Source organism: Flavobacterium sp. B330r, assembly GCF_056824325.1.
On record NZ_CP124860.1, the window covers coordinates 1,932,181 to 1,945,173 of the forward strand.

Annotated in this window: 9 protein-coding genes; 3 read left to right on the forward strand and 6 right to left on the reverse strand. The window is 33.9% G+C overall.

The window, feature by feature from the left end; all coding sequences use genetic code 11:
• Positions 1-109 precede the first annotated feature (109 nt).
• Entirely contained in the window at positions 110-1,000 is an 891-nt protein-coding gene (locus QLQ95_RS08800; protein ID WP_320494368.1) for an AraC family transcriptional regulator, read from the forward strand.
• Positions 1,001-1,225: 225 nt separating this feature from the next.
• Here the strand turns inward: QLQ95_RS08800 and QLQ95_RS08805 are convergent, their stop codons facing one another.
• From QLQ95_RS08805 to QLQ95_RS08825, 5 genes are all read right to left on the reverse strand, one after another.
• Positions 1,226-2,005: an L-fucose dehydrogenase gene (locus QLQ95_RS08805; protein WP_057115557.1), complete on the reverse strand. Its 780-nt coding sequence runs from the start codon at positions 2,003-2,005 to the stop codon at positions 1,226-1,228.
• Between the two features lie 218 nt (positions 2,006-2,223).
• A complete protein-coding gene (locus QLQ95_RS08810) occupies positions 2,224-3,909 on the reverse strand; it encodes a sodium/sugar symporter (protein ID WP_320494373.1) in 1,686 nt (561 codons plus the stop codon).
• 250 nt (positions 3,910-4,159) lie between these two features.
• Positions 4,160-5,218: a UDP-glucose--hexose-1-phosphate uridylyltransferase gene (locus QLQ95_RS08815; RefSeq protein ID WP_095930661.1), complete on the reverse strand. Its 1,059-nt coding sequence runs from the start codon at positions 5,216-5,218 to the stop codon at positions 4,160-4,162.
• A 15-nt stretch (positions 5,219-5,233) separates the two neighbouring features.
• Entirely contained in the window at positions 5,234-6,394 is a 1,161-nt protein-coding gene (gene galK / locus QLQ95_RS08820; RefSeq protein ID WP_095930662.1) for a galactokinase, read from the reverse strand.
• A gap of 35 nt (positions 6,395-6,429) precedes the next feature.
• Positions 6,430-7,482, reverse strand: a complete 1,053-nt coding sequence (locus QLQ95_RS08825) for an aldose epimerase family protein (protein WP_482503450.1) — start codon at positions 7,480-7,482, stop codon at positions 6,430-6,432.
• Between the two features lie 102 nt (positions 7,483-7,584).
• Between QLQ95_RS08825 and QLQ95_RS08830 the strand changes: the two genes are divergently transcribed.
• A complete protein-coding gene (locus QLQ95_RS08830; RefSeq protein WP_482503452.1) occupies positions 7,585-8,583 on the forward strand; it encodes a GntR family transcriptional regulator in 999 nt (332 codons plus the stop codon).
• Positions 8,584-8,670: 87 nt separating this feature from the next.
• Here the strand turns inward: QLQ95_RS08830 and QLQ95_RS08835 are convergent, their stop codons facing one another.
• Entirely contained in the window at positions 8,671-9,360 is a 690-nt protein-coding gene (locus tag QLQ95_RS08835) for an NUDIX hydrolase (RefSeq protein ID WP_095930664.1), read from the reverse strand.
• A gap of 573 nt (positions 9,361-9,933) precedes the next feature.
• On the opposite strand from QLQ95_RS08835, the gene QLQ95_RS08840 reads away from it, so the two are divergent.
• Complete coding sequence (locus QLQ95_RS08840; protein ID WP_482503454.1) at positions 9,934-12,990, forward strand: SusC/RagA family TonB-linked outer membrane protein; 3,057 nt, start codon at positions 9,934-9,936, stop codon at positions 12,988-12,990.
• The last annotated feature ends 3 nt before the right edge of the window (positions 12,991-12,993 follow it).

Genomic DNA, 12,993 nt, shown 5'->3' on the forward strand with positions numbered 1-12,993 from the left:
TTGATTTTGTATAGAATTCTGGCAGTTAACGAAAAATAAAATTAGCTTTTTTACACATTGCTTAGTGGTCTAATATTATCCGTATCTAATCTTTAATTATCTTTGCAGTATGAAATTGGAACAAACCAAAATAGCATCTTATCTTAACACGAAGGTTTCGGTGCTGAATCGTATTGAACCTTTTTTTCAAGCGCCTTTTCATTCGCATCCGGAATTGGAATTGGTGTATGTAAAAGAGAGTTTCGGCAAGCGGATTATTGGAAATTCGGTTATGCCGTTTGAACCGGGAGATATGGTTTTTTTAGGTTCTGATATTCCGCATGTTTGGTTAAATGATGAAAAATACTATCATGGAATTGAAGATTTAAGAGCCAATTCAATTGTTGTATATTTTCATAAAGATATTTTTGGTCCAACTTTTTATGAATTAAAAGAAACCCAAAAAATTAACGAACTTTTTTTTCAGGCAGGAAAAGGAATTTCGATTATCGGAAAAACCAATAAACAGATCGCAAAGAAACTAGAGAAGTTAGTTGCTAAAAAAGACTTCGAAGTTATTGTCGGACTTTTTGAAATTTTATCTATTCTTTCCGAAAGTCAGGATACGATTTACATCAACGATGAAATTTATTCGTTGATGCAGAAGGATTCGAAAGTAGATCGTCTTTCGGAGGTTTTTCAATATGTCAACAAAAATTATAAAAAGAATATTTCCTTGGAAGAAATTGCGGCTGTCGCAAATATGACAAGAACGTCTTTTTGTAGAATGTTCAGGGTAAAAACGAAGAAGAATTTTGTAGATTATCTGCATGAAATCCGAATTTCGAATGCTTGTAAATTGTTGTTGGAAACGGATAAAAGCATGTCTGAAATTGCGTATGAATGCGGTTATAAAACGGCTTCAAACTTCAATAAACTCTTCAAAAAAGTTAAGGGAATTACGCCATCTGATTTTAAAAATAATGCGAAGGTTAGTTTTGCCACAGATTATAAAGATTAAAGAGGATACAAATCTGTTTGAAAAGAAATAGCCACGAATTCACGAATTAAAACAATTCAAAAGAGCTGTGAAAATCTGAATCAAAAACTAGCTAACAATTTCACAAATTAAGTTGATTTAAAAATTTGTGAAATCTAAGTGAGATAAAAAAGAAAACCACGAATTCATAAATTTATTCCCAAAGATTATCAAAAAATAATTCGTGAATTCGTGGCTAAAAAAAAATTAAATAGAACGATCTAAATGCGTATAACCACCATCAACATAAATAATCTGTCCAGTGGTATGACTTGATTTTTCAGACAATAAGAAAACCACCATATTCGCGATTTCCTCCGCTGTTGTCATTCTGTTTTCTAGCGGAATATTTTTGGTAATTGCAGCCAGTTTTTCTTCTTTATTTTCAAAAGTGTTGATCCACGTTTCGTAAAGCGGCGTGTAACATTCTGCTACGATTACAGCGTTTACACGGATGCTGTATTTTAATAATTCAACAGCCCATTCTCTGGTTAAAGCATTTCTTCCGCCGTTTGAAGCGGCATACGCTGAGGTTCCGCCTTGACCTGTTTCAGCCGTTTTAGAACCAATGTTTACAATTGCTCCTTTTGATTCTTTCAAATACGGAAGTGCGTGCTGCGCCATCAAATAATAATGCACTAAATTTTTGTGAAGAGAAGCAGCGAAATCTTCATAATTTCCGTTTTCTAATCCAACACCGTCATTAACGCCGGCATTGTTTACCAATCCGTCAATTCTTCCGAATTTTGCGATTACGGCTTCAACGGCTTTTTTGCAGTCTTCAGGTTTTGTCAAATCGGCGGCAACTTGATGCGCTTCTTTTCCAATGGCTTTTAATTCTTCTACGGCTTTGATGTTATCATTTTCGTTACGTCCAACGATAAACGGAATGGCATTTTCTTCGGCTAGAACTTTAACGATTCCTAAACCGATTCCTTTTGCACCTCCCGTAACGATAATGATTTTTTGGGTTAATGATAACTGCATGGTATTTATATATTATAATTTAAAATTCTTGTTTTATGAATTAGATTGTCACCCTGAGTGGAGACGAAGGGCGCTCCAATTGGACGTGGGCTTCGACTCCGCTCAGCCTGACAAAATCAGATATATTTTTTATTCAATGAATATACCTTAAAAATTTACAGCTGTTGTTCATGACAAACAACAGCTGTAAAGATAGAGAGAATAGAACTGATAATTTATTACCAGAACTTAACATAAAGAGCCACGATAATCAGTAATGTAATTACGATTAAAACTGTTGTTTGTGGCTGTACTTTGAACATTCCAGGTTCTGTCTCGAATGCTTTTGGGTTTACTTTTGGACCAGCGAAACTTATCAAAATCATTGCAATCATTGTGAATAAGAATGATAATCCCATACAGATGTGGAAAGGAATTTCAAAAGCTCCTTTTCCGTTATTGTAAGCGGTATATAAAAGTGTGTCGTTTCCAAATATAGCTGGAGCATATTCGTTGAATAAAACAGATAATAAGAATCCTAAAATTACACCCACGATTGCAGCTGTTCCAGTAGTTCTTTTCCAAAACATACCTAAGAAGAACATAGCGAAAACCCCAGGGCTAATGAATCCAGTGTATTTTTGGATGTAGGTAAATCCTCCAACACCGCCAATTCCTAAAACGTCATTCCAAGTAAATAAAACAGCTAAAAGCATTGCAGCAAAAACGGCAAGTCTACCAATGTTTACTTGTTGTTTTTCACCAGCATCTTTCTGGATGTATTTTTTATGAATATCTAATGTATAAATTGTAGAGATACTGTTTACTTTTCCAGCTAAAGAAGCTACGATTGCAGCAGTTAAAGCGGCAACAGAAAGTCCTTTTAATCCAGTTGGCAAGAATGTTAAAACGGCAGAATAAGCACCATCTTTTCCTCCAACTAATTGTGGTAAATGTCCGTTTGTGTATAAAACGTAAGCAGCAATACCAGGTAACATTACGATAAGCGGCATTAATAATTTTAACATACCAGCGAATAAAATTCCTGTACGAGCGGTTTGTAAATCTGCTCCAAGTGCTCTTTGTGTAATGTATTGGTTACATCCCCAGTAATTTAAGTTGATGATCCAGATGCCTGCAGCGTAAGATAACAATCCAGGGAAAGTTAAATATTTATCGATTTCAAGCTGAGAAGATGTTGCAGTTGGTTTTGGAATAATCATTTTAAAATGCTCCGGCGCCTCAGTCATTAATACTTTGAATCCTTCAATTGCACTACTGCTTATTCCTAACTTTTCTCCAACAGTTACCAATGCAATATAAGAAGTTACCAAACCTCCAATAATTAACACGGCAACCTGAATAACGTCTGTATAAGCTACCACTTTCATTCCTCCAAGAGAAATAAATAGAGCAAAAACAGCTAATCCGATCATGATCGCGTGAAGATATTGACCTCCAGCAAGACCGTTAATGGCAACAGCTCCCAAATAAAGAATAGAAGTTAAGTTTACAAAAACGTACAAGAACAACCAGAAAACCGCCATAATCAAAGCAGTAGATTCGTTGTAACGTGTTTTTAAGAATTGTGGCATGGTGTAAATCTTGTTTTTAAGATAAACAGGAATAAACCACACAGCAACAATAATAAGTGCAATAGCGGCAAGCCATTCGTACGCAGCAACAGCGATTCCTAAAAAGAATCCTTCACCGCTCATTCCGATGAACTGTTCTGCAGAGATATTAGAAGCAATAAGAGAAGCTCCAATTGCCCACCAAGTTAAATTTCCTTCAGCCAAAAAGTAAGCTTTAGCGTCTTGTTCGTCTTGTTTACGTTTGCGGTAAACGGTGTAACCGTAGACCGAGACTACGATGAAATAAATAATAAAAACCGCATAGTCTGCGAAAGCGAGGTTTTGGTTCATTGTTAGTAGTATTTTAAATAATTATTATAGGGTTGTTTGTTTATGTGGTTTTAAATCTGTTTTTGTGTTGTCAAATCTTGTTAAAAATGCAAGATGTGTTTTATTTCTGTTATTTTTTTGCGAAAATAAAGCAGAAGCCAAATGTAAAATAAAAATTTAGAAATCAACTATTAGTAAATGTGTTTTTTACATTTATCCAGCAAGAATTGTGTTAAATTTTTAGATTTGGATGAAGTACAACACCAAACCGTTACGCTTTTACTAGGCTTTTGTAATGTACATCTGAAAGCTGTCTCAAAATTTCAGCACTTTTTTCAGGTGTAATATCACGTTGCGATTCGCCCAACATTTCATATCCGACCATGAATTTCTTTACCGTTGCAGATCTCAACAAAGGCGGATAAAAATGCATGTGAAAATGCCATTCAGGATGTATTAAACCATCTGTTGGCGATTGGTGAATTCCTGACGAATATGGAAATGAAGTATTAAATAAATTGTCATACTTCGTTGTAAGTTGCTTTAGGATTTTCGCGAAAGCGGTACTTTCATCAGCAGTAAAATTGGTGATTTTGTTTACAGCTCTTTTGCTGATAATCATGGTTTCGTATGGCCAGATTGCCCAAAACGGAACCAATGCCACAAAATGATCATTTTCGATTACAATGCGATCGCCAGCTTTCAATTCGGCTTTTACGTAATCTTCTAACAATGTTGTCTGATTTTTATCGTAGTACGATTTTAAGCTGTTTTGTGTTTTTTCAACCTGAGTTGGTAGAGAAGATTGTGCCCAAATTTGGCCGTGTGGGTGTGGGTTACTACAGCCCATAACACTTCCTTTGTTTTCAAAAATTTGAACGTGGTTGATAAATTTAATGTTTCCTAAATCGGTATATTCTTTCTGCCAAGTTCTAATGATGTTTTCAATATCGGCAATTTCCATTTCTGGAAGAGTCAGATCGTGTCTTGGCGAAAAGCAAACCACTCTCGAAATTCCTTGTTCTGGTTTTGCCTTAAAAAAAGTATGTTTAATATCATCTTCAAAAATGATTTCGTCCTGTTTCATAGCAGCAAAATCATTTTCAAAAACAAAACTGCTTTCGTATTGCGGATTATTCATTCCGTTGGCACGAACATTTCCTGGACACAAGTAACAAGTTGGGTCGTATTTAGGAAGTTCTTCAGTTGAAATAGTTTCATTTTGTCCTTGCCAAGGGCGTTTTGCACGGTGAGGTGAAACCAAGACCCATTCGTTAATTAATGGGTTGAAGCGTCTGTGCGGATCTTCGTTAATGTCAAAATTTTTCATTGTACAGTTGTGGTTTTAAAGTAGCGTTGTTCCGTTAGAGATTTTTACATCATAGAATTTTAATTCAATTCCAAATGTATCTAAATAAAGTTTAGAGAACTTACGCTTTACCTCATTTTCATTTCCTTTTTTAACTAAATTTATAGTGCATCCTCCAAAACCACCTCCCATAAGTCGGGAACCAATAATGGAATCATCTTCTTTTGCGGTATCAACAAGCATGTCTAATTCTTCGCAGCTTACCTCGTATTCTTTAGATAAACCATAATGTGTTTCAAAAAGCAGTTCTCCTAAAAGTTCAATGTTTCCTTGGTCTAAAGCTTCACAAGCTTTGATAACGCGGTTGATTTCTTTTACAACAAAATGAACTCGGTCAAAAACTTTTTCAGTCATTTTATCCTTTAAGCTCAAAACTTGTTCTACAGAAGAATCTCTGAAACTTTTTACTTCTGGGAAATGATTTTTTATGATAGATAAACCTTCCTCACATTCAATTCTTCTGGTATTATATTCTGATGTAAAAAGCGAATGTTTTACATTAGAATCAAATAAAATCAGAGAATAATCTTTGAAGTCGGCATTGTGATATTCAAAATCTAAAGTGTTGCAATCTAGTTTGATCACTTTATTTTCAAGACCGTGAACGCTTGAAAATTGGTCCATAATTCCGCAGTTGATACCAACCCAATGTTCTGCTTTTTGCCCTAATAATGAAATGTCTTTTTTCTCAATTTTTAAATCAAACAGCGATTTGATTCCGAAAATCATTCCGCATTCCAAAGCTGCAGAAGAAGACAATCCAGAACCAACCGGAATATTACTGCTGAAAACACAATTGAAACCTTCAAAAGAAAATCCGTTATCCTGCAATTGTTTGATTACGCCACGAATGTAATTGGTCCAAACCACATCGCTCAGTTTTACTTCCTGAGTCAAATCGATTTCGAATTCTTCATTCAAATCGATGGCAATTATTTTAGAAGTTTTGGTGTTGTTTTTTTCAAAAGCAAAGCAAATCACTTTGTCAATTGCAGCAGGCAAAACATAACCGTCATTGTAGTCAATATGTTCTCCAATGATGTTGATTCTGCCTGGAGAAAGTACCGTTTTTTGAGGAGAAGATCCGAAAGATTTCTCAAAAAAAGCAACGGTATTCTGTATTAAAATATCATTCATTATATAGTTAGTGTATTGTGGTTTTTGGAATTGTATTAATTTAAACTTTCAAATTTGTAAAGTGTTTTTTGCGTGTATTCCTCGCCTTTTTTCAAAACTGCATTTGGAAAATGAGCATGATTTGGCGCATCTGGGAAATTTTGAGTTTCAAAACAAATTCCGCTTTGCGCATTATAATCAACGTTTTCTTTTCCTTTCAGTTTTTCGAAACAATTTCCGCCTACATATATATGTACACTTGGCTGATCGGTATAAACATTCATTCTTAGGTTATTTTTTAAGCTGATTAACTGCGCTACGATTTCAGTTTTAGAATTCACCACAAAAGAATTGTCAATTGGAAACGGACAGCTTTTTGGATTTCTAAAATCAAATTCATGATTGGTTAAATCAGTAAAATTTCCTGTTGGAATATTATCAGAATTGGTTTCCAGCATTTTAGCCGATTTGATAAACATTTGCTGTTCTAAAACATTTCCGTCATGTCCATCCAGATTAAAATAACTATGATGCGTCAAATTGATAATAGTATCTTCTGTTGAGGTTGCTTTGTATTCTAACTTCAATTCATTTTCTTCGGTCAAAGTATAAGTCAAATAAACCGTCATTTCTCCAGGAAAATTTTCGTCTAAATGCTCGCTCAAAAGGGCAAAAGTAATAGAAGGATTTTCGCCAGAAGTTGCATTAACAACACTCCATGCTTTTCTTCCAAATCCCATTACTCCTCCGTGAAGCGTGTTGCCGTTGTTGTTTCCGTCTAGCTGAAACTTTTTATCGTCAAGGCTAAAAGTTGCATTATGAATACGACCTGCATAACGACCCACAGTAGTTCCGAAATATGGAGCACTTGGTAAATTGTATGATTCTAAATACGATTCTAAATTATCAAACCCTAATACAACATCTGTTAATTTTCCGTTTACCGGAATTTGGATTGAAGTTACAGTTGCACCATAATTGATGATCTGAACTTTCATTCCATTTTTATTAACCAAATCAAAAGAATAAATTTCTTCCTTATTGGGCATTAAACCAAATAATTTGCAATTGTGAGTCTCTTTTAAATGCGATATGTGTTTTATTTCCATAAAAATTTTACCAAAAATGAAATCCAAAAATAGAAACATTTATTATTTTTGCATACCAGTACCTACCAGTTTTTGCTATTTATAGTCAAAATGACTTTTATTATGAACATTATTTCAATTCACAATAACATCGGTCTGCCAAAATATAAGCAGATTATTCTTTCAATCGAAAAAGCGATTGAAGAAGGAAATTTGATTAAAGGCGATAGGCTTCCGTCGGTAAATAAAATCTGTCTGGCTTTTTCTTTATCTCGCGATACGGTCTTATTGGCGTATGACGAATTGAAGAAAAGAGGAATCATTTATGCTATTCCAGGAAAGGGATATTACGTTAAAAGCGTTGAAATCACTATAACTCAGAAGGTTTTTTTGCTTTTTGATGAGTTGAATATTTTTAAAGAAGATATTTATAATTCGTTTTTAAAAAACATTGGAAAAAATGTTCAAGTCGATATTTTTTTTCACCATTTTAATGTTCAAGTTTTCAAAAAGCTGTTAAATGACAGCAACGGAAATTATACAAAATACATTATTATGCCGACGAACTTAAACGATATCGTGGATTCTATAAAAACCCTACCAGTAAGCGACGTAATTATTTTGGATCAGACCAATCCGGACTTAAAAATGTTTCCCGCAATTTATCAAAATCACCAAAAAGATATCTTTGAAGGTTTGATGAAAGGCAAATCGCGATTATCAAAATACAAGAAACTGATTTTAATTTTCCCTGGTTTTAGAGAACCTCCAGGAATGAAATTAGGGTTTGAGTCGTTTTGCCAGACTTATGGTTTTGATTATGAAATTATTTCAGATTTCGGCAATCAATCTATTGCTTTGGGAGATCTGTACATTATACCGCATGATCGTGACTTGCTTTTGGTTATAGAAAATGCAATGAGCAGAAATTTAAAATTGGGAGAAGATTTCGGAATTATATCCTACAATGAAACTCCATTGAAGAAAATTGCCGCAAACGGAATTACCACCATTTCAACCAATTTTGAATTGATGGGAAAAATTCTGGCCGATATGGTTTTAAAAGGAACAAAAGAGCAGATCGAAAATAGATCTGCTCTGATATTGCGTAATTCGCTATAAATTTCTCCCGCAGATTTAGCAGATGCAGGGGATTTTTTTTTATTAAATCAGCCAAATCTCCTAAATCTGCGAGAGAATAAATAAAGTTTATAAATTCAATACAAAATTATTGAGTAGTTTTTCTTCATATTTCTCTTTGTTGAAAGTATATAAGTAAGAACCTTTTCGAGAAGACTGCATGTCTTTTTCTTCTAGTTTATTTAGAATTTCTAGAGAGTTTATTTTACTGATGAAATTTCTTTTGTCCAATTCTTTGCTCAAAATAGCTTCATAAAGTTCTAAAAGTTGACGCATGGTGAATTTCTCCGGAAGCAATTCAAAACCAATTGGTTTTACCGAAGTTTTATATCGAAGCCTCTTAATAGCATTTTGAACCATTTCGTTATGGTCAAAAATTAAGTTTGGAGCGTCGTTAATCGGGAACCATTCAGCGTGGTAATTCTGGATCAATTCTGCATTGTGGTTTTCGATATTAATTAAAGCGAAATACGAAACCGAGATGGTTCTTTCTACAGGGTCACGATCAATTTCACTGTAAGCATGAAGTTGCTCCATATAAATATCGTTAAGACCTGTATAGGTATTTAAGATTCTGGTTGCGGCAGCATCTAAGACTTCATCGCGTTTTAGAAAACCTCCAATTAAGGACCATTTTCCTTTTTCTGGCTCAAAATCTCTTTGTATTAAAAGGATTTTTAGACCATCATTGTCGAATCCGAAAATGATGCAGTCTACTGCCAGTAAAACTTTATCAGCAGAGCTATAACTATTTAGCATATATTATTAATTTGGATGGGTAAATATATGAACTTCTTAAAACGTATCATAATTTATTAATGTAGATTTCACACTTACATAATTAACTACTCAAATGTATAGTTAAAAAAGCTACTTTTTACATAAAAATAACATACAAATTGTCTTTTTAAGATTTTTTTAAGAAAAAAACAGGACAGTCAAGGATAGTTTTTTATAAAAATAGGTTCTGTTTAGTCAAAAACATTCAAAAATAAGCAATCTTTTACCTACAAAATCATCTTTTTTTTGAATTCAAAACATTAAAAAACAGATTATTTATACTTTTTTTTATTCCCTTCTTTTTTTGATTAAAAAACGACTTTTTCAGTAAAAGTGTATTTTTTACACAATTAAAATCATTAAAACAGCAGTTTTTTTGAAAAAACCTTGAATTTTTAAATGTTAATTTGACACTTAATTTGCGATATGTGTTTTTTTTGAGCTCTTTTTTTGTGATATTAATTTGTTTACATGATTTTTTTTTAGTTAAATTTACAAATGTAAGATTAACACTTATTAACTAAACCACTAACCAATCTTAACTAAACCATTATGATTACAAAACAAAAATTACTTTTGTATTGCAATTTTCTATTGCCAAAAACAAATTGGATTTTAGCAGTTTTAATGCTATTATTTTCTGTTAATCAGATGTCTGCTCAAGGCAAAACGATTACAGGGGTTGTTACATCGGCGCAAGACAATCTTCCTTTGCCGGGTGTAAACATTATAATAAAAGGAACCAAAACAGTTGCCACAACTGGATTTGATGGAGAGTATTCGATTAAAGCATCCACAAATGATGTTTTAGTTTTTTCATTTATAGGATTTCAGAACAAAGAGATAGTCGTAGGAAGCCAGTCTAAAATTGATGTGGCGTTGGGCGAAGACACTAATAAACTTAATGAGGTAGTTGTTATTGGTTACGGAACTCAAAAGAAATCAGATTTAACAGGTTCTGTAAGTGTTGTAAATTTAGAATCGGCTAAAAAAGTAGTTACGTATGATGCCGCAAAAATGCTTCAAGGACAAGTACCAGGTGTTACTGTACAATCTTCAGGAGAACCGGGAGGTTTTGTTAACGTAAAGATTAGAGGTATAACTTCATTTAGCAACAATAATCCACTTTTTGTAATCGACGGAATTATGGTCGATTCACCTTATGATTTTGCTCCAGGAGAAATAGAGTCTATGCAGGTTTTAAAAGACGCATCATCGGCTGCTATTTATGGTGTTCGCGGTGCAAATGGTGTTGTAATTATTACGACTAAAAAAGGAAAACAAGGCAAAATGGACATTAAATTCAAGTCTATTGTAGGTCTTCAAAATGTTGCTAAAAAATGGGATGTTACAGATCGCGTTGGTTATCAAAAAATTACTAGCGAGGCCGAAAGAAACAGAGATATTAGAGCAGGTGTTCCAGTAAGCATTGCTCCAGGAAATGACCGAAATAGTGCATCGTACATATCAAATGTAGATACAGATTGGCAGAAAGAATCTTTTCAGACTGGTGTTGTACAAAATCAAGCCTTGACCTTTACAGGAGGTGCAGAAAGTATTGCTTACAGCTTTAATGTTGACTATTTTAAAAATACAAGTTACATTAAAACACCTCAGGACTATGAGAGATTGTCTACCAATTTAAATTTAAATGGTAAAAAAGGAAAATTTAAATACGGTGCAAAAATTGCTTATACACAATCTGATAAGGAAATTTTTAATGAATACAATGCAGGTCAAACGGTTGTAAGTGATATTTTAGGAGCTATTCCGACTATGCCCGTTTATGATGCAAACAGACTTGGTGGTTATGGAGGTACAGACAACCTGACTCAGAGAGCAATTTCTATGAACCCTATTGGATACAATAATCTGATTGATAATAATGGAAAAAGAAACCGTTTTATTGGAGATGTTTGGGGAGAAGTAGAAATCGTTAAAGGTCTTAAATACAAACTGGATGTAAGTTATGATAGAACAGATTGGGAAAATAGAAAATTTATTCCACCAAGTGATTTAGGATGGTATTACATTACTACAAATGACGAATCATCTTTGGATGTTGAAACAGGAAACGAATTAAGAACGTTTTTGAATAATTTGCTAACTTATGAAGTAACTCTTGGGAAGCATAAAATTGACGCTCTTGCAGGTTGGATTCAGGAAAAAAGAGATTATCATAGATATAATATGAGAGGTGTAGGTTTTACTCCAAACGACATTCCGATGCTTCAATATGCTGATGCTAGAAATGCATCTGAATATAAATTTACGATTACTGGAATATCATACATCAGTAGATTAAATTATTCTTATGATGATAGATATTTAGTGCAGGCTAACTTTAGACAAGATAAAACGTCTCTTTTTAGTGAAAAAAATAATTCGGCAAACTTTTACTCTTTTTCAGGAGGATGGAAGATCAGCAACGAAAAATTCTGGACATTGCCAGAATGGATAAGCAATATTAAACTTAGAGGAGGTTACGGGACATTAGGAAACAATACTATTTCGCAATATTTCTTTGCTTCAACTGTAAACAGTTTTGCAGGTTATGATTTTAATAATGAGCTTGCTCCAGGAACAACTGTAGTTGCGGCATTAGACCCTAATGTAAAATGGGAAAAATCTACAAACTCAAACGTAGGTATCGAATTAGGTTTTTTAAACAATGATTTACAGTTTACAGCAGAATACTTTGTAAAAAAATCAGATGATTTATTGTTAGGCGTTCCGCTTCCGTTTTCTACAGGGGCATTTCCAGCAAGTGTTACCACAAATGCAGGATCAATGAAAAACTCAGGGGTTGAGTTTACAGCAGCTTACAGCAATCATCATAATAAATTTAAATATGATATTTCTGCAAACTTTGGAACACTGAAAAATGAAGTTACTAAAATCGGTGTAAACGGAAATCCAATCTACGGAGCAGTTTCTAAAACTGAAGTAGGAAGATCTGTTGGAGAAATGTTTGCTTGGGAAGCAGTTGGAATTTTCCAAAATGCAGCTGAAGTTGCGGCTTCTCCAACTCAAACGGGTGCAGCTCCTGGAGACGTGAAATTTAGAGATGTAAATGGCGACGGAATAATTACAGATGCAGATAGAACTTTCCAGGGAGTAACAATTCCTAAATATGGCTTCGGATTCAATTTCAGTGCTTCTTATTCAAACTTTGATTTCTCTATGTTTTGGCAAGGAGCGGGAGGTAACAAAGTATTTAATGCAATGTACCGCAATTTGATGATCGGACAATATACAAACCATCATACAGATGAGTTAAATTATTGGACACCAACGAATACCAATACCAATATTCCAGCTCCAGTTATTGGAGATCCAAATGGAAACAGCAGAGATTCAAACAGATTTATTGAAAGCGGTGATTATGTGAAACTGCAAACAATGGAAATCGGGTATAACATTCCGATAAAAGATAAATTTATTGAAAAAGCTAAGGTTTACCTAAATGGTCAAAATCTGTTGATTATCTCTAAATATAAAGGATATGATCCTGACTTTAACAGTGACGGATTACTTTCAAGAGGATATGATGCAGGATCTTTTCCAAATCCAAGAACAATTTCTTTAGGAGTAGAAGTGAGCTTCTAACCA